This window comes from Frankia sp. CcMO1, assembly GCF_977945845.1.
Genome location: NZ_CDWTMG010000023.1, coordinates 18,325 through 41,086 on the forward strand (window position 1 = coordinate 18,325; position 22,762 = coordinate 41,086).

Annotated in this window: 17 protein-coding genes; 7 read left to right on the forward strand and 10 right to left on the reverse strand. The window is 68.9% G+C overall.

Annotation, left to right across the window (positions count from 1 at the left end; genetic code table 11):
• Positions 1-86: 86 nt before the first annotated feature.
• From AC08OU_RS05330 to AC08OU_RS05345, 4 genes are all read right to left on the reverse strand, one after another.
• Positions 87-1,127: an NAD-dependent epimerase/dehydratase family protein gene (locus AC08OU_RS05330; protein ID WP_462186774.1), complete on the reverse strand. Its 1,041-nt coding sequence runs from the start codon at positions 1,125-1,127 to the stop codon at positions 87-89.
• Positions 1,128-1,132: 5 nt separating this feature from the next.
• Complete coding sequence (rfbF, locus tag AC08OU_RS05335; RefSeq protein WP_476598659.1) at positions 1,133-1,906, reverse strand: glucose-1-phosphate cytidylyltransferase; 774 nt, start codon at positions 1,904-1,906, stop codon at positions 1,133-1,135.
• Positions 1,903-3,201: a glycosyltransferase family 4 protein gene (locus AC08OU_RS05340; protein ID WP_476604439.1), complete on the reverse strand. Its 1,299-nt coding sequence runs from the start codon at positions 3,199-3,201 to the stop codon at positions 1,903-1,905. The genes rfbF and AC08OU_RS05340 overlap by 4 nt, the downstream gene beginning before the upstream one ends.
• Before the next feature lie 480 nt (positions 3,202-3,681).
• Positions 3,682-5,013, reverse strand: coding sequence for an acetyl-CoA hydrolase/transferase family protein (locus AC08OU_RS05345; protein WP_476598657.1), 1,332 nt, complete (start codon positions 5,011-5,013; stop codon positions 3,682-3,684).
• 102 nt (positions 5,014-5,115) lie between these two features.
• Between AC08OU_RS05345 and AC08OU_RS05350 the strand changes: the two genes are divergently transcribed.
• Positions 5,116-6,891: a sensor histidine kinase gene (locus AC08OU_RS05350; protein ID WP_476598656.1), complete on the forward strand. Its 1,776-nt coding sequence runs from the start codon at positions 5,116-5,118 to the stop codon at positions 6,889-6,891.
• 103 nt (positions 6,892-6,994) lie between these two features.
• Here the strand turns inward: AC08OU_RS05350 and AC08OU_RS05355 are convergent, their stop codons facing one another.
• Positions 6,995-7,732, reverse strand: a complete 738-nt coding sequence (locus tag AC08OU_RS05355) for a DUF427 domain-containing protein (protein WP_476598654.1) — start codon at positions 7,730-7,732, stop codon at positions 6,995-6,997.
• Between the two features lie 298 nt (positions 7,733-8,030).
• Here AC08OU_RS05355 and AC08OU_RS05360 point away from each other — a divergent pair, with 298 nt between their 5' ends.
• The 3 genes from AC08OU_RS05360 to AC08OU_RS05370 all read left to right on the forward strand — a co-directional run bounded on the left by AC08OU_RS05360 (position 8,031) and on the right by AC08OU_RS05370 (position 10,969).
• The gene (locus tag AC08OU_RS05360; protein ID WP_462186778.1) at positions 8,031-8,174 is read left to right on the forward strand and encodes a dsRBD fold-containing protein; all 144 of its coding nucleotides are present in this window, start codon (positions 8,031-8,033) and stop codon (positions 8,172-8,174) included.
• A gap of 161 nt (positions 8,175-8,335) precedes the next feature.
• Positions 8,336-9,988, forward strand: a complete 1,653-nt coding sequence (locus tag AC08OU_RS05365) for an LCP family protein (RefSeq protein ID WP_476604433.1) — start codon at positions 8,336-8,338, stop codon at positions 9,986-9,988.
• A 219-nt stretch (positions 9,989-10,207) separates the two neighbouring features.
• Entirely contained in the window at positions 10,208-10,969 is a 762-nt protein-coding gene (locus tag AC08OU_RS05370; RefSeq protein WP_462186767.1) for a 3-hydroxyacyl-CoA dehydrogenase, read from the forward strand.
• A gap of 6 nt (positions 10,970-10,975) precedes the next feature.
• Here the strand turns inward: AC08OU_RS05370 and AC08OU_RS05375 are convergent, their stop codons facing one another.
• Positions 10,976-13,642, reverse strand: a complete 2,667-nt coding sequence (locus AC08OU_RS05375; protein ID WP_476598651.1) for a valine--tRNA ligase — start codon at positions 13,640-13,642, stop codon at positions 10,976-10,978.
• Positions 13,643-13,830: 188 nt separating this feature from the next.
• Between AC08OU_RS05375 and AC08OU_RS05380 the strand changes: the two genes are divergently transcribed.
• Positions 13,831-15,006, forward strand: a complete 1,176-nt coding sequence (locus AC08OU_RS05380) for a PP2C family protein-serine/threonine phosphatase (protein ID WP_476598649.1) — start codon at positions 13,831-13,833, stop codon at positions 15,004-15,006.
• Here the strand turns inward: AC08OU_RS05380 and AC08OU_RS05385 are convergent.
• From AC08OU_RS05385 to AC08OU_RS05400, 4 genes are all read right to left on the reverse strand, one after another.
• Complete coding sequence (locus AC08OU_RS05385) at positions 14,915-15,460, reverse strand: MerR family transcriptional regulator (protein ID WP_476604434.1); 546 nt, start codon at positions 15,458-15,460, stop codon at positions 14,915-14,917. The two genes, AC08OU_RS05380 and AC08OU_RS05385, sit on opposite strands and share 92 nt — an antisense overlap.
• 80 nt (positions 15,461-15,540) lie before the next feature.
• Positions 15,541-17,367, reverse strand: coding sequence for an MFS transporter (locus AC08OU_RS05390; protein ID WP_476598645.1), 1,827 nt, complete (start codon positions 17,365-17,367; stop codon positions 15,541-15,543).
• Between the two features lie 69 nt (positions 17,368-17,436).
• Positions 17,437-19,656 carry an SF1B family DNA helicase RecD2 gene (gene recD2, locus AC08OU_RS05395; protein ID WP_476598643.1) on the reverse strand — a complete coding sequence of 740 codons (2,220 nt, stop codon included), beginning with the start codon at positions 19,654-19,656 and terminating at the stop codon, positions 17,437-17,439.
• Between the two features lie 264 nt (positions 19,657-19,920).
• The gene (locus AC08OU_RS05400) at positions 19,921-20,604 is read right to left on the reverse strand and encodes a TetR family transcriptional regulator (RefSeq protein ID WP_476604435.1); all 684 of its coding nucleotides are present in this window, start codon (positions 20,602-20,604) and stop codon (positions 19,921-19,923) included.
• Between the two features lie 75 nt (positions 20,605-20,679).
• On the opposite strand from AC08OU_RS05400, the gene AC08OU_RS05405 reads away from it, so the two are divergent.
• Complete coding sequence (locus tag AC08OU_RS05405; RefSeq protein ID WP_476598639.1) at positions 20,680-21,531, forward strand: 3-hydroxybutyryl-CoA dehydrogenase; 852 nt, start codon at positions 20,680-20,682, stop codon at positions 21,529-21,531.
• Between the two features lie 60 nt (positions 21,532-21,591).
• On the forward strand, positions 21,592-22,762 hold a 1,171-nt coding region (locus AC08OU_RS05410; protein WP_476604436.1), incomplete at its 3' end, for an acyl-CoA dehydrogenase family protein.

Genomic DNA, 22,762 nt, shown 5'->3' on the forward strand with positions numbered 1-22,762 from the left:
GATGAACCGGCCGCCCCGCCGCGGGTACGGCAGGTACCGCGGGTACGGCAGGTACGTCGAGCCGCGGGAGTGGCAGCCGAGCACGCTCATAGCACCCGCATCGGTGCGGCCGACCGCAGGGTGGCGTCGAGCAGACCGTCCGCCATGAGTTGCTGGATGCGCCGGATCCGCTGGAAGCGGGAGCCGATCAGGTCCTCCTTGGTCAGCCAGGCGGCGACGTAGGCCAAGTAGAGCTCCTCGACCCCCTTGCGGACGGTCCACACCGGCCGGAATCCCGGTATCTCCTCGGCGATACGGTCGCAGTCCACCCGGTAGTTCCGCTTGTCCGGCCCGGCCGTGTCCGCGAAGACCACCCGGCCGCCCGGCACGACCTCCTCGACGATCGCGGCCACGTCGCGTATCCGATAGTTCTCCGCCGACCGGCCGACGTTGTAGGCCTTGAGGTGGATCTTCTCGCGGGGCGCCTCGCACACGGCGAGCATCGCCCGGGCGATGTCCTCGATGTGTACCAGCGGCCGCCACGGCGTCCCGTCGCTCTTGAGGTAAACCTCGCCGGTCGTCACCGCGTAGCCGGTGAGATTGTTCACCACGAGGTCACCACGCAGTCGGGGTGAGACGCCGTACGCCGTGGCGTTGCGCAGGAAGACCGGGCTGAAATCGTCGTCGGCAAGCTCGGCGAGCTCCCGTTCGGCGATCACTTTTGACTCGCCGTAGGGGGTCACCGGATGAAACTCGGCCGACTCGTCGATGGGCGCGTCTCCGTGCGCGCCATAGAGGCTGCACGAGGACGAGAAGACGAAACGCGGTACGCCCGCGGCCTTGGCGGCGCGCCCGACCAGCAACGTCCCCCGGGCGTTGATGTCATAGGTCACGGCTGGGTTCAGATCACCCAGCGGATCATTGGATATGCCCGCCAGATGGACCACCGCGTCGTAACCCTCCAGATGGGACGGCCGGACGTCCCGAATATCAAGTTTCAACGCCGGCACGAAGTCCGGATCGAGTCCGAGGGTACACCCAGAGAACAGTCCGCTGTCCAGACCCACCACATCGTGCCCGGCGGCCCGGAAGAGCGGGACGAGACGGGTTCCTATATATCCGTCGTGTCCGGTGACCAGAATACGCATCGAGCTCAGTCCCATACCTTCCAGGGCGCACAGTCGCCATCCCACAGCGACTGCAGGAGTTTGCGGTCGCGTACCGTGTCCATACACTGCCAGAAGCCGCCATGCCGATATGCCATGAGCTGACCGTCCTTGGCGAGCCGCTCAAGGGGCTCCTTCTCGAACTGGGTGTCGTCGCCGGCAATGTAGTCGAAGACCTGCGGTTCTAGGACGAAGAAGGCACCGTTGATCCAGCCCTCACCGGCCTGTGGTTTCTCCGAGAACTCCACGATCTGGTCCCCGGCCAGCTCGAGGTGCCCGAACCGGGCGGGTGGCCGCACGGCGGTCAGCGTGGCGATCCTGCCATGCGAGCGGTGGAAGTCGAGCAACGTGTTGAGATCGATGTCCGCTACGCCGTCCCCCCAAGTCAACATGAACGTCCCCGTGCCACCGAGCCAGGGCGCGAGTCGCCTGATACGACCGCCGGTGGCGGTATTCTGACCGGTGTCGACCAAATTTACCCGCCAATCCTCCGAGGTACCCCCGTGCCGTTCCACATCACCATTCCGGAGCGACACCGTGAGATCACTGGTCAGCGCCGCGTAGTCCACCAGCCAGCGTTTTATATATTCTCCTTTATACCCCAGTGCGATCGTAAAATCGGCGAACTGGAAGTGGGCGTAGTACTTCATGATGTGCCAGATGATCGGCCGATTCCCGATCTCGATCATCGGTTTTGGTTTGATGACCGTCTCCTCCGCCAACCGGCTTCCCAGACCGCCGGCAAGAATACCGACCTTCATCGTTCCGCTCGTTCCCGGGACCCGGCCGTGTGAACCGGCGCTGCCGAGCCGCCCACGCGGGTCAAGCCGCCCTGGCGAGGGACCGGGATACTGGGGTAGCTGGCCTGGCGACCACGTAGCCGGTCGTGGACCCCAACGTAGCTGGGCTCCGAATACCGCCAGGACAATTCGTTCACAATGCGCTCCCGGCCCCGGGCGCCAAGGGTCCGGCGTCGGTCCGGGTCCGTCAGCAGTTCGGCGAGGGTCCGGGCGAAGTCCGCCACCGTGTCGGAGGGTACGTAGACGGCGGCGTCCTCGGCGCTCACCCGGGTCTCGGTCAGGTCATAGGCCACCACCGGCAGCGCATAGGCCATGTATTCGAGCGTCTTGGACATGGTGGACACCTCGTTCAGCGGGCTCCGCGGGTCCGGCGACAATCCGACCGTAGCGGTGGACAGATAGTCCCGGATCATCTGGTCGTCGGCCCGCCCGGTGAACTCGACCCAGTCGTCGAGACCGAGCCGGCTCGACTGTTTCCGCAGATCGTCCAGACAGTCACCAAATCCCAGCAAGGCGAAGGCGCAGTCGGTGCGCCCGAGAACGTGGACATAGTGATGTATGGCATCGAGGAGTCGGTCGACACCGTCCTGCGGGCCCATTATGCCCAGATAACAGGCAAGGTGCTGCCGGCCGCGCCGCAACTCGGGACGCTCCGCGGCAGGCTTCATCAGTTCGGGGTCCGGTCCGTTTCGGACGACGGTCACCCGTTCCGATGGCAGCCGCCCCCTAGTCAGGGCCAGCCGCCGGTACGATTCGTTGGTCACGATCACGTGGTCGGCGACCAGCTGGTTCATCCGTTCAAGCAGCAGCAGCGCGCGGAGCAACAGCCCCCCGTCCTTGCCGAACCGTGAGCGATAGAGTTCCGGACAGAGATCATGATGGTCGAAGACGAACTTCTTGCCGAACGGCTTGTAGAACAGCGCGAGCGCCCAGTACGTGTCCGGCGGGTTACACGCCTGGATCACGTCGAATCCGTGCCGGCGGGCCACGGCGACGGACAGGACAGCGGTTCGCACCCAGCAGTAGCCGAACTCGAAAACGTAACTGAGTACACCCTGGGTCCGGGGTGCGCCGCGATAGGTCCAGATGCTGACACCGTCGACGATCTGGTGACGCCGCTGCCCCGGGCCCCGTGGGCATATTACGGCGACCTGGTAGCCCTGGTTGCGAAGCGCCTGGCATTCCTGCCACGTCCGATGGTCGATCAGAATCGGCAGGTTCTGAACTACGATCAGAACCCGTCCTGCGTCGCCAATGTCGGGAGATTCGGTTGAGTCGGCGTCAGGCGCCGACGTGAGAGTATTCGCAGCCGTAGCCAACGAGATAGTCCCGTCGCGTGTCTGTCCCACATTTTTCTCCCGAAGATGAACGACCCCGTTGCCCGCGGACTGTGGACCCATCCCTCCCTTTCCACTATGGCGAGGCTAGCGGCCGGCCTGGGCATCACCGGCGATTGAAAAACTTGCGTGTCGCGTCTTGGTGCCGGGCTCGGCCGATTCTCGCCACAGGAACGACAGAACTGACCGTTGGGGGCGGCTTATTCCAGCCATGCTGTTTGACGACGGCAGCCATGGCCGCCATGGATGCCGTGTTCGCGCCTTTAATGCCCGGGTCACTCTCGCGCTTTTTGACGCAAAGCCGCTCCTGGCAGCGGACCGCCAGTGACTTGTCGTGCGTTCCTCGGCTTTCTGGTCAGCTTACCGAATCAGACGGTCATCGAATCAGACGGTCCCGGATCAGACGGTCGACGATGCGCGGCCGGCGAGCAGTCCCAGCGACCCGGCCGCCTCCGTCAGGCCGGCTCGGGCGTCGGGGTGGGCGACGTGGTCGATGAGTCGGGCGGTCTGTTCGTGCTGACCACGCCCCCACACGGCCGCGGTCCCGTTCTCGGAGACGACGTAACTGTGCTGGAAACTGGTGACCGGGCTGGTAAGCCGCGGCAGCACACAGGAATCCCCCGACCGGGCATGCCGGCTCGGCAGGGCGATGATCGCCTTGCCGTCGGCCGCGTGCAGCGCGCCGACGACGAAGTCGGACTGCCCACCGAAGCCGGAGTAGATGCGGTTGCGGATCCAGGACGCGTTCGCCTGCGCATACAGGTCCACCTGCAGCGCGGTGTTGATCGAGGTCATCCGCGGCTGCCGGGCGATGACCCCCGGGTCGTTCACGATCTCGGTGCGTACCAGCAGCAACCGCGGATTGCGGTGCGCCCACGAGTAGAGCTCGGCCGACCCGAACAGGAACGAGGTCCGCAGCGGTGTCCCGGCGGCCAGCGCGCCGGAGGCTTCGAGCGCGAGCATGCCATCGGAAAAGGTCTCGGTCCACACGCGCAGATCCCGCCGGTCGACGAGGGCCGACAGCGTGGCGTTCGGGACACCGCCGATGCCGAGCTGCAGGGTCGCCCCGTCCTCGACGAGCGCGGCGACCCGCTCGCCGATCTGCCCGCGGACGTCGTCGACGAGCGTGACCGCGGGGCTGGCGAGCGGCTGCTCCACCTCCACGGCGAGGTCGACGTCGTCGATGCTCAGTTCACCGTCGCCGAAGGTGTAGGGCATCGACGGGTTGAGCTGGGCGACCACTAGTCCCCCGTGCGCGCGGGCCGCCTCGACCGCGGCCGGCAGGATGTTGACTTCGGTGCCGAGCGAGACCTTCCCTCCGTCGGGCACGCTGGTGTGCAACACGACGACGTCGGGCCGGTGGGTGGTCGCGAGCAGGCGGGGTACGAGGCTGAGCCGGTTGGGCAGGTAGTCGAGGCCGGGCACGTTGCGCATCGCCGGGCCGACGAACGCGGTCTCCGGCGTCACGCCGTCGCGCTCCGGCACGCCGCCCTGAGCGTTGATCATGAAGAGGCGGTATTCACTCACCACCGCGTCGATCACACGCAGCGCGACGAGCGGGGTAGCGAAGTTCCCCGCCGCCACGACCCGCGGCGTGGCCGACCGCCATCGGCCAGGACCGGCTACCCCAGGATCGGCTACCCCAGGACCGGCTCCACCGCCCGCACCGGAGCCTGCGGCGAGATGGGTCTCGACGCGGCGACCGAACTCCGCCTCGCTGACGATATCCATACCCGCATGGTGGCGTACCGGTGCGCGGCCGGCGAAGAATGGTCATCACCTCATCCCGCGGCTCATGCCGGCCCAGGCCCGGTCGGTTATCGTCTTGAGAACATGGAGTCCGAACGGGACCTCGCCTCCGCGGACGAAGGGACCTCCGATCTGGCCGGCACCGCACCGCCGCCAGGACCGCCGGGACCGCCGGGAGAGCTGATCTTTCCCGCGGTCGCTCGGCTCGAGCTCGACGAGCTTCTCGCCCAACTGGTGGACCGGGCCCAGGACGTTCTGGCCACTCAGAGCCGGCTGCACGGCCTGCTGCGAGCCAACCGGATGATCACCGCCGACCTCAGTCTCGACGTGGTGCTACGGCGCATCGTCGAGTCCGCGTGCGAGCTGGTCGACGCCCGCTACGGCGCGCTCGGGGTAATCTCCCGTGACGGTCGGCTCGAACAGTTCGTGCACGTCGGGATGGACCCGGGACTCGTCGAGACGATAGGGCGGCTGCCCCGGGGAGACGGCGTGCTGGGCCTGCTCATCGCGGAACCGCAGCCGGTGCGCCTCGACGACATCGCCGACCACCGCCAGGCGGTCGGTTTCCCCCCGGGCCATCCACCGATGCGGGCCTTCCTCGGGGTGCCGATCCGGGTCCGCAACGAGGTCTTCGGCAATCTCTACCTCACCGAGAAACGCGGCGGTCGGGTGTTCACCGCGGAGGACGAGGAGCTGGCGCTCGCGCTGGCCGCGAACGCCGGTGTGGCGATCGACAATGCCCGGCTGTTCGGGGAGGCCCAACATCGCCAGCAGTGGTCGCAGGCGTCCGCCGACATCACCCGGCATCTGCTCGCCGACGGCGACGACCCGCTGGAACTGATCGTCCAGCGGGCCCGCGACGTCGCCCGCGCGGACACGACGGCGCTGGCTCTCGGGTCGGAGACGGCGACCGAGCTGTCCTTCGACGTCGCCGCCGGGCAGGACGCGGACCTGCTGCGGGGCCGGCGGGTACCGATAGAGAGCTCGCTGGCCGGCCACGCGGTACGCGACCATGCGCCGCTGGTCGTCGCCGACGTCCGCGAACTGGCCGAATCCGAGGTCCACGACCTCGACATCGGGCCAACGATGATCGTTTCGCTGATCACGTCACATGTCACGTCCGGGGCGCTGATCCTCGCCCGGCGCCGTGGCGGTGACCTGTTCACGGACGCGGACCTGGAGCTGGCGGCCGCGTTCGCCGCGCACGTCGCGCTCGCGCTGGAACTCGCCCGCTCCCGAGCCGCACGCGGCCGGCTGTCCCTGCTGGAGGACCGCGACCGGATCGCCCGCGACCTGCACGACCACGTGATGCAACGCCTGTTCGCGGTGGCGATGGGCCTGCAGGGCCTCGCGGCCAGCGAGGAGCGGCCCACCCGGGCGGAGCGGATGAACACCTACGTGGAGGATCTCGACGAGACGGTACGGGAGATCCGCCACACCATCTTCGAGCTGCGGGGCCGGGCGGCACCGGCCACGGGCAGCGGCCTGCGGGCGCAGATCCTGGGCGTCATCGACGACATGACCGGCGCGTTCGGCTTCACCCCGCGGGTCCGGCTGGACGGACCGGTGGACACGATGATCGGTCCCACCCTCGGCGACCATCTGATCGCGGTCGTGCGTGAGGCGCTGTCCAACGCCGCCCGGCATGCCAAGGCGGGCAGTGTCGAGGTGACCGTGACCGCCGCGAGCGGCGCCGTCACCGTCGACGTGCTGGACGACGGGGTCGGCATCGGCTCCACCACCCGCCGCAGCGGGCTGGCGAACATGCGGGCCCGGGCGCAGGACCTCGGCGGGACCTTCGAACTCGGCCCGGGCCCCGACGGCGGCACCCAGCTGCGCTGGTCGGTGCCGACCAGCTGACCCGTCCGCAGATCCGCCAGCCGACGGATCTCACGGATTCGTCGCGGATTCGTGACGGATTCGTCACAGATCCGCGACGGATCTGTGCGTTCCCGGCGGGAGCTCAGGGAGTCACCGTCTTCTCCCCGTCCAGGAAGAGGTCGACGCGCTCTTCGTAGAAGCAGACCAGCCCGGCGATCCGGGCGCTCTCCGGGAACGGGGTCCGGTAGGTCCAGACGAGATCGGGGTACATCTTCCCGTCGATCTCGACCGAGTAGTACTCGGCGTGCCCCTTGTAGGGGCAGCTGGTCCGGGTGTCCGAGGGGCGGAGCAGGTCCTGCCGGGCGTCGGTGAGGGAAAAATAGTAGCGGGGCGGCAGGCCCGTCTCGAACAGGATGACGGGTCTGCGCGAGTCCGCGACGGTCACCCCGTCAACCTCGACCCGCACGTGCCGGGAGCTGGCGAGAGCGTCCACCCGGGTGTACGGGCTGCGCGGATGGACGTAGACCGGCTCGTCCTCCTCGAACCACCCGTCCATCGCGTTCCAGTCGAAGCGGACCAGGTCGCGCAGCCCCTCCAGCGGTGACTGCGGGTAGGACCAGGCCGCCTCGGGGGCGGTCGTCCCCGCCACGACGACGTCGTAGTAGACCGCCTCCCCCCGACTCGGCGAGTGCTCCACCCGCCCGGTAGGCGCCAGGGTCGCGCCGACGTCCGCTCTCGGCAGGTAGTACACAGGATGGTGGGGATTTTCCCAGACCAGCGCCGGGCGCGCCGTGTCCGCGACCAGCTGGCCGCCCAGATACGCCCGCACCCGCTTGCGGCCCTGTTCGAGCCGAACCCGCCCTCGTGCCTCAGTCGTCATCCGCTCGCCTCCCGTCCTCGCATTCAAACCGGCCCCTCCCGGGACCGGTTTCTTCTCTGGGCCAACCGGCGCGGCGCCCCGCGCCTTCCCGCCCCCCGTGTCACCGGGAAGCACGCGGGCACGTGACAACCAGGAAGAACTCATCCGAGGAGAGCTCGTCGGACGGAGGCCGAGATGACCACCACAAGAACCTGGACCGTGCAGATCTCCCTGACGGAGCAGGACGGCCGTACCCAGGCGGACGCGGCCCTGCACGGCAGCCGCCCGCGACGATCTACACGGGACGGGACAGGCCCGGCTGCACCCCGGGGAGCCCGACGTTCCCGAGATCGGGGACGAGGTGGCCGCCGCGCGCGCGTTGTCGGAGCTGGCACACCGCCTGCTCGACGCGGCCGCCGAAAATATCCAGGCGGCGATGGCGGGACCCGACCGGACTATGTGATCGTCGTCCGCCGCCGGCGGAGCCAGTGGAGCCGGCGGAGCCCACCGCCCGGATATGGCCAAACCCGGCTGAACCCCTCATCCGGGAGCATGAAACCATTCGTGTTACTTTCCGTGCTAGGCCGGACCCTGCTCGCCGGACCGCTCGAGGAGAGGCGGGAAGTGACCGCACCGCACCTGCAGAACGACTCCGCCGACCACGTGCGGGTGCTTCCGCCCCGGCTCGACCCGCGGGGATCGAGGTCCGGCCGGTCGGGATCCGGGTCGGCACGCGGCGGGCGGTCGGCGAGGCGTCGCGGGTTGCTGGTGTTCCTGGCCTTCGTGTCCTGCATCGTGTTCGTGGCCACGGTGGGAGGCTGGGCCGCGTACTTCTATGTCGACGGCAAGGTCAACCGGATCGATCTCGGCCTCGGTTCGAGCGGCGACTCCGGCGGAGTGGGGAGCGCGAACTACCTGCTGGTCGGGACCGACAGCCGGGCCGGTACTGACGGTAAATACGGGAACGCGCCGGGCCATCGCTCCGACACGACGATCCTCGCGCACCTGGCGAAGGACGGGACCACCACGATGGTCTCGTTCCCCCGTGACATGTACGTGCTGATCCCCGAGTACACCGACGACGCCGGCAAACACCACAAGGCCTGGCACGATAAGTTCAACGCCGCGATCTCCGTGGGCGGCCCGTCGCTGTTGGTGCGGACGGTGCAGAGCCTGACCGGCCTGCAGGTCGACCACTACCTCTCGATGGACCTGGCGGGCTTCAGGGCAATCACCGACGCCATCGGCGGTGTCCAGGTCTGCATCAAGCCGTCGGGCACGGAACCGAGCCGCTACCAGGACGACCGCGGGCGGTGGCGGGTGAGCACGAACACCAACGACCCGATGAGCGGATTCGTCGGCGGGCCGGGGACGATCCAGCTCGGCGGCGACCAGGCCCTGGCCTTCGTCCGTCAACGCCACGGCCTGCCGGACGGCGACTTCGACCGCATCCGCCGGCAGCAGCAGTTCATCGGTGCGATGTTCCGCAAGATCATGACAGGCGACACCCTGACGAACCCGGTCAAGACCGAGAAGCTGATGTCGGCGGCGGCGAGCGCGCTCACCCTCGACGACCACACCAGCATCGCCGACCTGCGCAGCCTCGGGACCCGAGTCCGCGGGCTGGCCACCGGGGGCCTCCAGATGCAGACCGTGCCCGTCCACGCGCCGACCCGTGCCGAGGGGGCGCTCGACGACAACGGCAACATCCGCCTGCACGGAGTCCCGGCCTCCGTGCAGTTCTACCGGCCGGACGACCTGCAGCGCATCGTCGCGCCGATGGGTGGCAAGGTCGAGGGCGCGAGTTCTACCACCGACGCCGGGAGCAGGGGGACCGGTCCGGCGCTCGCTCCCGGCGCCGCCGCCGCGCCCTCCCAGGTCCGGGTCGCCGTCTACAACGGCTCGTCGCGGGCCGGACTCGCGTCCAAGGTCACCGAGCAGCTGACCGCCAAGGGCTTCCACGCCCGCAACGCCGGCAACGCCTCGGTCCTCACCCACGAGACCTCCCGGGTGGTCTACGCCCCCGGGCAGGAGGCCAAGGCGAACACTGTCGCCGCGGCAGTGCCCGGCTCGGTCCTGCTCGCCGATGCGAGCATCACCGGTGTCCAGCTCGTCCTGGGCTCCGGCTTCACCGCGGTGGTGACGCCGAGTGTGACGGCCAGTGGGACCGCGCCCGCGCCGGCGGCACCAGCGGCCGGACCAGCGGCGGCCGGACCAGCGGCGCCGGGAGCGCAGGTGGGTGCGCCCTCGCCGGGCGCACCCACCTGCACCTACTGATTCTCCTGGTCCCGCCGGTAGAGTCCCACCGGCCCACGGGACCGCGGTCCGCCCGCGTGGCTTGCACTACTCTTCCGGGATGTGCACGTCTTCCGGGGTGTGCACGGATGGCCGCCTCCTCTGGCCGCGGTCGGGGGTCAGCCAGGTCGCTCCCCCAGCTCCACCCCGCACAGCCAAGGCCGAGCCTCCGGCCGGCGTCCCTCCCGGAGAGGAACTCACGTGCAGATCACGGATTCAGTCGCCGTGGTGACCGGCGGGGCTTCCGGCCTCGGCCTTGCCACCGCCACCCGGCTTGTCGACGCTGGTGCCAGCGTGGTCCTCCTCGACCTCCCGTCCTCGAACGGCGCGGCGGTCACGGAGAAGTTCGGCAGCTCGGTGCGATTCAGCCCCGGCGACGTCACCTCCGAGCAGGACGTGACGGCAGCTCTGGACGTGGCGGCCGAGCTGGGCCCGCTGCGCATCGCCGTCAACTGCGCCGGCATCAGCAACGCCGCCAAGACACTGAGCAAGGAAGGGCCGTTCCCGCTGACCATCTTCGAGCGGGTCGTCAAGGTCAACCTGATCGGCTCATTCAACGTCATCCGGCTCGCAGCCGAGCGGATCAGCAGGACCGAGGAGATCGACGGCGAGCGTGGCGTCATCATCAACACCGCGTCCGTGGCGGCGTTCGAGGGCCAGATCGGGCAGGCCGCCTACTCGGCGTCCAAGGGCGGCATCGTCGGCATGACGCTGCCGATCGCCCGCGACCTCGCCAGTCTGAAGATCCGCGTGGTGACCATCGCCCCTGGCCTGTTCGACACCCCGCTGCTCGCCTCGCTGCCGGAGCCGGCTCGCGTCTCCCTCGGCCAGCAGGTCCCGCACCCCTCGCGCCTGGGCTCCCCCGACGAGTACGGCCTGCTCGCAACCCAGATCATCGCGAACCCCATGCTCAACGGCGAGACCATCCGCCTCGACGGTGCCATTCGGATGGCACCCCGCTGAACGGGTTCACAGCGCCGCGAGCTGCTCGGCGAGGCGCGCAATCGAGGTCTCGGCGTCGAGCAGCCGCTGGCGGGTCTTTTCGACCACGGCGACCGGCGCGCGGCCGGTGAAGTTCGGGTTGGCGAGCTTCGCGGCGACCTGCTCCTTCTCCCTGCCGGCCTCGGCCAGCAGCTTGCTCAGCCGCGCCCGTTCGGCCGCCGTGTCAAGCGCGCCGGACAGGTCCAGGGCCACGCTGACCGATTCCAGGGCGACGGCGGGCCAGTCCCCCGGTAGTCGGTCGGCGACCGTGAGGTCGAGGGAGCACAGCGCCCCGATCTCCTCCCGCCACCCGGCCAGACCCCCAGCGCCGGCCGGGCCACCCGGACCGACCCGGTCACCTGGACCGACCCGGCCACCTGGACTGACCATGACCGCGGCCACCCGCCGGCCGGGGCGCAGCCGCTGGTTCGCCCGGAACTGCCGCAGCCCCGTCACGACCCGCCGGAGCCGGTCGATCTCGGCCTCGGCGGCCGGATCTGCGCGGCCGGCGATCGAGACCGGCCAAGGCGCGGTCACCACCGTCGTCCCCCCGGTCAATGCCGTCCACAGTTTTTCGGTCACGAACGGGATGACCGGATGCAGTAAGCGCAGCAGGACGTCGAAGCAGCGGCCCAGCACGGCCCGGGCCGGGTCCGCCGCCGGGCCACCCGCCCGCAGCGGGATCTTGGCCAGTTCGAGGTACCAGTCGAAGAGCTCGTCCCGGGCGAAATGGAAGAGCGTCTCGCAGGCCCTGGCGAACTCGAACTGTTCGTAGTAAGTGTCGACGTCGGCCACCACAGCCCGCAGCCGGGAGAGAATCCACCGGTCCGCGGCGGACAGCGGCCCGCCGGCGAACGGGTCCGCGGTCGGGTCGGCGCCGTTCATCAGCGCGAAACGGGTGGCGTTCCAGAGCTTGTTGACGAAGTTGCGGCTGGCGTCCACCGCCTCCTCGGACAGCGGGACGTCGGCCCCGGGATTGGCTCCCCGGGCCAGGGTGAAACGCAGCGCATCCGCGCCGTGGGAATCGATGAGCGCCAGCGGGTCGATCGCGTTTCCCCAGCTCTTGCTCATTTTCTTGCCGTGCACGTCCCGGATGAGCCCGGTCAGCGCCACTGTCCGGAAGGGCACGTCGGGCATCGTGTAGGAGGCGAGCATCATCATCCGGGCGACCCAGAAGAAAATGATGTCGTATCCGGTGAGCAGGACGGCGGTGGGATAGAAACGGCGCAGATCCGCCGTGTCCTGCGGCCAGCCCAGCGTGGAGAACGGCCACAGCCCGGACGAGAACCAGGTGTCGAGCACGTCGACGTCCTGGCGAATGCCGGTGGCGCCGCAGGTTCCGCAACGGTCGGGATCGAGCATCTTGTCCCCGGCGGGCGGCACGGTGACGTGCCCGTCCGAGCAGTACCAGACCGGGATGCGATGGCCCCACCACAGCTGGCGGCTGATGCACCAGTCATGCATGTCGTCGACCCAGCCGAAGAACCGCCCGGCGAGCTCCGGCGGGCTGATCGTGGTCCGACCGTCACGGACCATGTCCCCGGCGGCGCGGGCCAGCGTGGCGACCGCGACGAACCACTGCAGGGACAGCCGGGGTTCGACGACCGTCTGGCACCGGTCACAGTGCGGAACGGCGTGGAGGTAGGGCCGCCGCTCCGCAACGATGCGCCCCTCCGCCCGCAGTGCCGCGGTGATCGTGCTGCGCGCCTCGAACCGGTCGAGCCCCTGGAAGGGGCCGTGGGCGATGATGATGCCGCGCTCGTCCATCACAGTCAGGCTCGGCAGGCCGTGCCGCCGGCCGATCTCGAAATCGTTCGGATCATGGGCGGGGGTGACCTTCACCGCGCCGGTACCGAAGGCGGGATCGACGTGCTCGTCGGCGATGATCGGGATCCGCCGGCCCGTCAGCGGAAGCTCGATCTCGGTGCCGACGAGATGCGCGTACCGCTCGTCGCCCGGGTGCACGGCCACCGCCGTGTCACCGAGCATCGTCTCCACCCGGGTGGTCGCCACCGTCACCGGGCCGTAGGAGATCGAGACGAGCTCGCCCTCCTCCTCGAACGCGTCGACCTCGATGTCCGACAGGGCGGTCAGGCAACGGGGGCACCAGTTGATGATCCGTTCTACCCGGTAGATGAGCCCGTCGTGGTACAGGCGGGCGAACATGGTGCGCACGGCCCGGCACAGGCCCTCGTCCATCGTGAACCGCTCGCGGGTCCAGTCGACGCCGGCCCCGAGGCGGCGCATCTGCTCGCCGATGGTGCCGCCGTAGGACTCCTTCCACGCCCACACGCGCTCGACGAACGCCTCGCGCCCGAGATCGTGCCGGCTCCTGCCCTCCCGCGCCAGCGCCCGCTCGACGACGTTCTGGGTCGCGATGCCGGCGTGGTCCGTGCCGGGCAGCCACAGCACGTCGTAGCCCTGCATCCGCCGCCGCCGGGTCAGCGCGTCCATGAGCGTGTGCTGGAAGGCGTGGCCCATGTGCAGCGAACCGGTGACATTGGGCGGCGGGATGACGATGCAGTATGGCGGACGCCCGGGCGCGCCGGTGGGAGTGAAGACACCCTGCTCGATCCAGCGCCGGTACAGCCCGGACTCTACCGACGACGGCGCGTACGTCGTCGGCAGATCAAGACGGATACCAGGCGTGGTCATGTGGGCCAGTGTATGAGGAGGCACCGACCTGATCGGCGGGAGAACCGACCGCGCTGGCTGGTGAGGACCCCTGGAAGCAGGGCTTCGGCGGGTTCGGTCCGGACCGCTCGCGGGTAGACAGACAACCATGCGGCCTAGCCAAGGCGAGATCCCCGGGCGGATCTCCCGGGGGTGCTGAGGGTGCTGCGGTGCTGAGGGTGCTGCGCTGGTTCGCCCCGATCGCCCCGTTGCTCATACTCGCCCTGGTGGTCGGACTGCACCTGAGCAACCCAGAATGGAACATGCTCGGACTCGCGATTCTGAGCCCCATGCTCGCGGCCACGTTCGCCGGCCCCCGGCTGACCGCCGGCTACGGGGTGGCGGCGATCCTGGCGGGCATCCTGCTGAGTCTGCACAATGACCTGTTCGGCCGGAGCGGCGGTGGCCCGACGGCCCAGGTGGTCCGGTTGGTCGGGGTCACGGCCGGCGGAGTGATGGCCGTCCTGGTCAGCCGGTACAACATCCGACGCGAGACGAAGCTGCAGAACGTCACTCGGGTGGCCGAGGTGGCGCAGCAGACGATCCTCAGTCCCGTCCCGTCGTCGTCCGGCGGGCTGCGGTTCGCCGTCCGCTACGAGAGTGCCACCGTGGAGGCCATGATCGGTGGGGATCTGTACGAGGTCGTCGACAGCCCGTGGGGAACCCGCCTGCTCATTGGTGACGTACGGGGCAAGGGGCTCGATGCCGTGCGGATCGCGAGCCGGGTGCTCAGCTGCTTCCGGCTGATGAGTCGACACACGGGCGACCTGCGCGATCTGCTGGCGAACCTCGACGCGGAGGTCGCCGATGTCAGCGGCCTGGACGACTTCGTCACCGCGGTCGTCGGACAGGTCGACGGCAGCCGTCTGACGCTGGCGAACGCGGGACATCCCGATCCCGTTCTCGTTCGTGCCGGGCAGGCGGATCTGCTCACCGTCTCGTCCAGGCTGCCACCGCTCGGGCTGATCACGGACGGGAGCAACGTGACGGACGCCGCGCTGCGGGCGGGGGATCGCCTGCTGCTCTATACCGACGGCATCACCGAGGCACGCGCCCCCACGACCAGTGCCTTCTTCCCCCTACTACCCGCGGTCGAGGCCGCGTTCGCCCACGCGTCACTCGACGAGGCGCTGACCGATCTCGCCGACCGGGTCCGGGACTGGACGCGATCGACACTGAACGACGATGTGGCGCTCCTGGCGGTCGAGGTTCCCGGACCGACCCGGCACGCCGGCCCAACCGACGATCGGGTGATCACTGGGAACTGTCGGCGACCCCCTTGGCCAGCCGGTCCGCCCGCTCAATCCGTTCGTCGATCTCGTCACGGAAGGCCACCAGCCGGCTGATTTTCTCGTCGATCTCGACACGGAGCCTCCGGTAGGCCGACGTGCCCTCGGTCAGCAGCCGGATGCGGTCCGCGTTGTCGGACGCCGCGTGGTACTCCTGCCGGACCTGGACGAGATCCGCACGATCCTCGTAGGCGAGGATCGTGCGGATCTCGTCCAGGTTGAAGCCGAGCAGCGTCTGCAGCTCGCGGATGCGCCGCACCCGGGCGAGGTCGGAATCCGCGTACAGCCGGTTCCCGCCCAGGGTGCGCCCAGACGGGGTGAACAGCCCCACCTCCTGGTAGTACCGCAGGGCCCGCACCGAGACGCCCAGCTCCTGCGCGGCCTGACCGATCCCGCGCAGGTCACGAGCCGCGTCCTTGGCCGCGTCCCTGACCGCATCCTTGGCCGCGCTCTTGGCTGCGTCGCCGTCCCGCACCAGGCGATTGTCCCGCATGACGCCATCGGCCCGCATGACGCCATCGGCGGCTCTGATCATCGACGTCGGGGCCTTTCTCGCGCTCAGCCTGTCCCGCGCTCGGCATGTCTCGCGGCCTATCGCTCGGCGACCAGGGGGCTGCTCGGAAGAGCACTCCCGGCACCGTCCTCCATCGCCGCGATGTCGCCCGCGCCGGCCAGCCCCTCGGCCGTCTCTTCGAGCAGTGGACGGCGCACGTGCGGCCGGTCCTTCCCGCGCAGCCAGGAGAAGCCCGCGGCGACCAGGCAGACGACGGCGGCGAAGGCGAAGCACAAACCGTCACCGAACGGCCCGGAGATGATGTTCGGGAAGAAGGTGTGCCCGGTGAGGAAGTCGGCCTTCGCCGGGTCGAGCTGCGACAGGGTGTCCGGGCCGAGCAGTCGCTCGGTGGGGTTGTACCCGAGGAATACGGCGAACAGGCTGCCGATCGGCGGCAGGTTCGCCAGCTCGTGCGCCTTCGCCGGGGAGACGCCCTGCCCGACAAGCCCGGAGTACATGGCGTCCGGAAGGCTGGCGGCCAGCCCGAGCGCGATGATGGTGAAGAAGACACCGATGGACAGCACGCTGGCCGAGTTCTGGAACGTGTTGAGCATGCCGGCACCGGCACCGCGCTGGTTGGGCGGCAGGGTGTTCATCACGCTGCTGGTGTTCGGCCCCGCGAACAGGCCCATGGACAGACCCATCAGCAACATGATCAACGCGAACCACGGATAGTCGAAGTCGATGGGAATGGCGTCGAACAGCAGGAACGCCACCGCCGTGATCACCAGCCCCAGGGTGGCGAACGGACGCGCACCGTAGCGGTCGGCGAACCGGCCGGCCAGCGGCCCCGCCACCAGGAATCCGACGGTCACCGGAATCAGGTAGATGCCGGCCCACAGCGGGGTCTTCTCGAAGCTGTAGCCATGCAGCGGCAACCAGATCCCCTGCAGCCAGATGATCAATATGAACTGCAGACCACCACGGGCGAGCGCGCCGAGCAGGGCCGCGATGCTGCCCATGGTGAAGGTCCGGCTCCGGAACAGGTCCAGGCGGAACATCGGGTCGGCGGAGCGCAGCTCGATGACGACGAAGCCGATCAGCACCGCGAGACCGCCAAACAGGCAGCTCAGCACGAACGGCTTGGTCCAGCCCATCGTGTGACCGCCATAGGGCTGCAGCCCGTAGACGATGCCGGTCAGGATCGCGATGAGGCCGACCGCGAACGTGATGTTGCCGGCCCAGTCGATCCGGGCCTGGGTGCGCGCCCCGTTGTCGCGCAGCTTCAGGTAGGCCCAGGTCGTCCCGAAGATGCCGAACGGCACCGAGACAAGAAAGACCAGATGCCATTCGACCGGCGCCAGCAAACCTCCGATCAACAGCCCCAGAAATGATCCGACGATCGCCGCGACGCCGTTGACCCCCAGGGCGAGCCCGCGTTCGTTCTCCGGGAAGGTGTCAGTGATGATCGCGCTGGAGTTGGCGAAGAGGAAGGCACCGCCCACGCCCTGCAGCACCCGCATGATGCTGATCCACCAGGCGACTGCCGTGCCATGCATCCAGGTGACGGCGAGCAGGATCGAGAAAAGCGTGAAGATCGCGAAGCCGAGGTTATACATCCGCACCCGGCCGAACATGTCGCCGACCCGCCCCAGACTCACCACGAGCACCGAGGTGACCAGCAAGAATCCCATCAGGATCCAGAGGAAGTACGAGGTGTTCTCCGGTGCGAGCGGGTCTATCTCGATTCCCCGGAAGATGTCCGGAAGGGCGATGAGAAGAATCGAACTGTTGATCGTCACCATCAGGATGCCGATGGTCGCGTTCGACAGCGCGATCCACTTGTAGTTGTCCGGACCGGGCCGGGCCAGGACCTCGTCGGCCCCGAGCGGCAGGATGCCGGCGGCGGTGTCGGAAGTCGTCACCGCACGAAGGTAGCGTCTCCATCTAACGTCAGCGGCAGATGTGACCTGGTTCATAGCGGTGCTTACCGTTCACCCGCTACGCAGCCGGTGGTCAAGCGCGGTGTGCCGCTGGCCGTGACCGGCGGCCCGCACCGCCTGGCCGATCGCCCGGCGGGACCCCACCAGCACAACCAGCTTCTTCGCCCGGGTGACGGCCGTGTAGAGCAGGTTGCGTTGCAGCATCATCCAGGCGCTGGTGGTGAGCGGGATGACGACCGCGGGGTACTCACTGCCCTGGGAGCGGTGGATCGTCACCGCGTAGGCGTGGGTCAGCTCGTCGAGCTCCCCGAAGTCGTAGTCGATGTCCTCGTCCTCGTCGGTCCGGATGGTGAGCGTCTGGTTTTCCACATCCAGCGCGGTGACCACGCCGAGAGTGCCGTTGAAGACCCCGCTCGCGCCCTTGTCGTAGTTGTTGCGCACCTGCGTGACCTTGTCGCCGACCCGGAACGTCCGGCTGCCAAAGCGCCGCTCGGCCACGTTCGGGCGGGACGGCGTCAGGGCCTCCTGCAGCAGGGTGTTCAGCGCGCCGGCCCCCGCCGGGCCGCGGTGCATCGGGGTCAGCACCTGCACGTCCCGGCGCGGATCGAACCCGAACTTCGCCGGGATCCGCCGGGCGACCACCTCCGCGGTGGTCTTCGCCGCCTCCTCCGCCTCCTCGGCGGCGAACAGGAAGAAGTCGGGCAGTCCCCGGACCAGCGGATAGTCGCCGCGGTTGATGCGGTGCGCGTTGGTCACCACCCCGGACTCGGTCGCTGCTCGGAAGACCTGGGTGAGCCGGACATGCGGGATCGGCGTCCCCTCGGCGAGCAGGTCGCGCAGCACCTGGCCGGCACCGACCGACGGCAGCTGGTCGACGTCGCCGACCAGCAGCAGATGCGCGCCGGGCGGAACCGCCTTGGCAAGCTTGTTCGCCAGCAGCAGGTCGACCATCGACGCCTCGTCGACGACGATCAGGTCGGCGTCGAGCGGGCGGTCCCGGTCGAAGGCGGCGTCACCGCCCGGCCGCAGCTCCAGCAGCCGGTGCACCGTCGATGCCTCGTGCCCGGTCAGCTCGGTCAGCCGCTTCGCGGCCCGGCCGGTCGGCGCGGCGAGGATCACCTTCGCCTGCCGGGCCAGCGCGAGCGTCACGATGGAGCGGACGGTGAAACTCTTGCCGCAGCCCGGTCCCCCCGTCAGCACGGCGACCTTGGACGTCAGGGCAAGCTGCACCGCATCGCGCTGTGCCGGCGCGAGCTCGACCCCGGTCCGCTCCCGCAGCCAGCCCAACGCCCGGTCCCAGTCCACCGAGGCGAAGGCGGCCAACCGGTCCGCGCCGGTGTTCAGCAGGCGGCGCAACTGGCCGGCGACGGAGATCTCGGCCCGGTGGAAGGGCACCAGGTAGATCGCGGCCGTCGGCGTCGCCGGATCCTCGCTCGGAACCTCCTCCCGGACGACCCCGTCCTCGGCGACCAGCTCCCCCAGGCACTCGATGACGTCGCCGGTGTCGACCTGGAGAATCTGCACGGCGTCGCTGATGAGCCGGGGTTCGGGCAGAAAGCAGTGGCCACCGCCGTCGGTGGCCTCGGACAGCGTGAACAGCAGGCCAGCCTTGATCCGCTGCGGACTGTCATGCGGAATCCCCACCGCCTTCGCGATGGTGTCCGCGGTGCGGAACCCGATGCCCCAGACGTCCGTGGCCAGCCGGTAGGGCTCATTGCGCACCACACCGATCGACGCGTCCCCGTACTGTTTGTAGATCCGCACCGCCAGCGAGGTGGACACACCCACCCCCTGAAGAAAGACCATCACCTCCTTGATGGCCTTCTGTTCCTCCCACGCCTCGGCGATCGCCCTGGTACGCTTCGGGCCGAGCTTCGGCACCTCGATGAGCCGTTCCGGCTCCTTTTCGATGACGTCCAGCGCCGCGACCCCGAAATGCTCGACGATGCGTTCGGCCAGGCGCGGACCGATGCCCTTGATGAGGCCCGAGCCGAGATAGCGCTGCACGCCCTGGACGGTCGCCGGCAGCACGGTCGTGTAATCCTCGACCTGGAACTGGCGGCCGTACTGCGGGTGCGAGCCCCATCGCCCCCGCATCCGTAGCGACTCCCCCGGCTGCGCGCCGAGCAACGCCCCGACGACGGTCACCAGGTCGCCGCCGCGCCCGGTGTCGACCCGCGCGACCGTGTAGCCGGTCTCCTCGTTGGCATAGGTGATCCGTTCCAGCACCGCATCGAGGACCGCGCCACGGAAGGGTTCGCGTCCGGTCATGGCAGCCGCCGGGACGCCGGGACGATGAGAATCACCGCTTCCTCGGGGTGGGACAAGACGATCTCCAGCTTCGGATGGGGTAGCAGGGTAACGGACCGAGCGGGGCAACGAACAGAGCGGCCGGGGCGGGCGGTGTCCGCCCCGGACCGTGTGCCCATCCTGCCCTTCGGTCGATCGCCACCGTTCCCCGGCGCGGTCCGGCCGTCCCCTTCCGTGACCAGTACCGCGAAGTAGGTCCGCCGGCATCCTTTTCAGACACCCTCGCTAGCTCAAGGGGCGCCGCTGTTCCTCGTCAAGTGCCCGACGCAACCGGGTGACCACGGCGTCCACGCCGGCGGAGGTGCGGAATACGACGACGGCTGTCCCGGCTTCGGCAGGTGTTTCGAGATGCTCGAGCGCCACCTCCATCGCACGGTTGCACTCCTCGCCGGGGGAGGTGGTCTCGCCTCGGAGCCAGCGTCGGAGCACATGGTTGTGGGCGGTGACGATGGCCGCGGACACCAGCTCGGCACGCAGGGCGCCGTCGGGCTCGTTGCCCATCCAGTCGCGCAGGAACCTGGCGAACAGGCGCTGATACTGCCGGATGCCGGCCACCTCGCGGGCGCGGAGTACAGGGACGGTGCTGGTCAGGCGGTAGCGGGCGCGGGCGAGCTCGCCCTCGGCGAGGTAGTGCTGCAGCACGATGCGGGCGGCCTCCGCGAGAGCGAGCCCGCGGGTCTCTGGAGCGGCGGTCGCGAGCCGGGCTTCGATGTGGCCGAGCAGCACGTCGTGCTCGGGAAAGATCACGTCCTCCTTGGACCGGTAGATCCGGAAGAACGTCGTCCGACCGACGCCCGCGCGTTGCGCGATGTCGTCGACCGTCGTGCCCTCGAAGCCACGCTCCTCGAAAAGCTCGAACGCCGCCGCGACGAGCCTGTCCTTGGCCAAGCGGGCCGGCTGCTGCTCCACGGCACCGAAATTACTTGGTGGTACGTAGTTCCACAACTATGATACTGCGTACCACCACCGTGGAGGAGGAGCCAGGTGAACGCCATCAACAAGGTCGGTGTCGTCGGCTGTGGCCTGATGGGTGCCGGGATCGCCGAGGTCTGCGCCCGCGCCGGCAAGGACGTGGTCGTCGTGGAGATGACCACGCCCGCCGTGGCCGCGGGACGGCAGCGTCTGGAGACATCACTGTCCCGCGCGGAGAGCCGCGGCAAGGTGGCCAGCGCCGCGGAGGTGCTCGCACGCATCCAGGTCGTCGAGGACATCGAGGCCCTGGCCGACCGCGGCCTCGTGGTGGAGGCGATCGTCGAGAACGAGACCGCCAAGTCCGCGCTGTTCAAGCGACTCGACGACGTCGTCAAGGACCCGGACGCGGTGCTGGCCTCCAACACCTCCTCCATTCCGATCATGAAGCTCGCCGTGGCCACCGAACGGCCCACCCACGTCCTGGGTATCCACTTCTTCAACCCGGTCCCGGTGCTGTCCCTGGTCGAGCTGGTGCCGAGCCTGCTGACCGACCCGGAGACGACCGAGCGGGCGCGGGCGTTCGTGCAGGACGATCTGGGCAAGCACGCCATCGACTGCCAGGACCGGGCGGGCTTCGTGGTCAACGCCCTGCTGATCCCGTTCGTGCTCTCGGCGATCCGGATGCTGGAGTCCGGGTTCGCCACGGCCGAGGACATCGACCAGGGACTGGTCCGTGGTGCCGCCCACCCGCAAGGACCACTGGCGCTGGCTGACCTGATCGGGCTGGACACCACCAAGGCGGTGGCCGAGTCGCTGTACGAGGAGTTCAAGGAACCCCTCTATGCGCCGCCGCCGCTGCTGGCCCGCATGGTCGACGCTGGCCTGCTGGGCCGCAAGACCGGCCGTGGCTTCTACACCTACTGAGCGCCCTAGTAACTGAAGTAACTGAGCGCCCTGGTAAGCGACCTAGCGAGCGAGGAACCCATGACCGCCACCGACTTCGACCTGTACCGACTCAGCGACGAGCACCTCGAGCTGCGCGACGCCGTACGCACCCTGGCCTACGACAAGATCGCGCCGTACGCCACCCACGTCGACGCCCACAGCCGGTTCCCGCAGGAGGCCTACGACGCGCTGGTGGCCTCCGACTTCCACGCGCCCCACGTCCCCGCCGAGTACGACGGCGTCGGCGCCGACGCGCTCGCCACCTGCATCGTCATCGAGGAGGTCGCCCGCGTCTGCGCGTCCTCCTCCCTGATCCCCGCCGTGAACAAGCTCGGCAGCCTCCCGCTCATCCTCGGCGGCACCGACGACCTGAAACAGCGATACCTCCCACCGCTGGCCCGCGGCGAGGCCGCCTTCTCCTACGGCCTCTCCGAACGTGAGGCCGGCTCCGATACCGCTGCGATGAAGACCCGCGCCGTCCGCGACGGCGACCACTGGGTGCTCTCCGGGCAGAAGTCCTGGATCACCAACGCGGGGATCTCCGAGTACTACACCGTGCTCGCCGTCACCGACCCCGACGGCCGACGCGGCGCCAACATCAGCGCTTTCATCGTGGAGAGCTCCGACCCGGGCTTCTCCGTCGGCAGCCCGGAGAAGAAGCTGGGCATTAAGGGCTCTCCGACCCGCGAGCTGCTCTTCGACGACTGTCGCATTCCCGAGGACCGTCTCATCGGGGAGCTCGGTCACGGCCTCCGGCTGGCACTGCGTACTCTCGACCACACTCGGGTGACCATCGGTGCACAAGCCATCGGCATCGCCCAGGGCGCGCTCGACCTCGCCCTGGACTACGTCAAGGAGCGCAAGCAGTTCGGCAAGCGCATCGCGGACTTCCAGGGGATCCAGTTCATGCTTGCCGACATGGCCATGGCGCTGGAGGCCGCGCGCCAGATGGTGTATGTCGCCGCCGCCAAGTCCGAGCGGGAGGACGCCGACCTCACGTTCTTCGGCGCCGCCGCCAAGTGTCTGGCGTCGGACACCGCCATGCAGGTGACCACCGACGCCGTACAGCTACTCGGCGGCTACGGCTACACCCAGGACTTCCCCGCCGAACGGCTCATGCGGGACGCGAAGATCACCCAGATCTACGAAGGTACCAACCAGATCCAGCGCATCGTCATGGCCCGCCAGCTGCTCGCCGGCCAACTCCGCT

Coding starts and splice junctions, on each gene's coding strand:
- AC08OU_RS05330 (WP_462186774.1), bottom strand. CDS start 1,127: ATGCGTATTCTGGTCACCGGACACGACGGATATATAGGAACCCGTCTC.
- rfbF (WP_476598659.1), bottom strand. CDS start 1,906: ATGAAGGTCGGTATTCTTGCCGGCGGTCTGGGAAGCCGGTTGGCGGAG.
- AC08OU_RS05345 (WP_476598657.1), bottom strand. CDS start 5,013: ATGGATATCGTCAGCGAGGCGGAGTTCGGTCGCCGCGTCGAGACCCAT.
- AC08OU_RS05350 (WP_476598656.1), top strand. CDS start 5,116: ATGGAGTCCGAACGGGACCTCGCCTCCGCGGACGAAGGGACCTCCGAT.
- AC08OU_RS05355 (WP_476598654.1), bottom strand. CDS start 7,732: ATGACGACTGAGGCACGAGGGCGGGTTCGGCTCGAACAGGGCCGCAAG.
- AC08OU_RS05375 (WP_476598651.1), bottom strand. CDS start 13,642: ATGACCACGCCTGGTATCCGTCTTGATCTGCCGACGACGTACGCGCCG.
- AC08OU_RS05385 (WP_476604434.1), bottom strand. CDS start 15,460: ATGCGGGCCGATGGCGTCATGCGGGACAATCGCCTGGTGCGGGACGGC.
- recD2 (WP_476598643.1), bottom strand. CDS start 19,656: ATGACCGGACGCGAACCCTTCCGTGGCGCGGTCCTCGATGCGGTGCTG.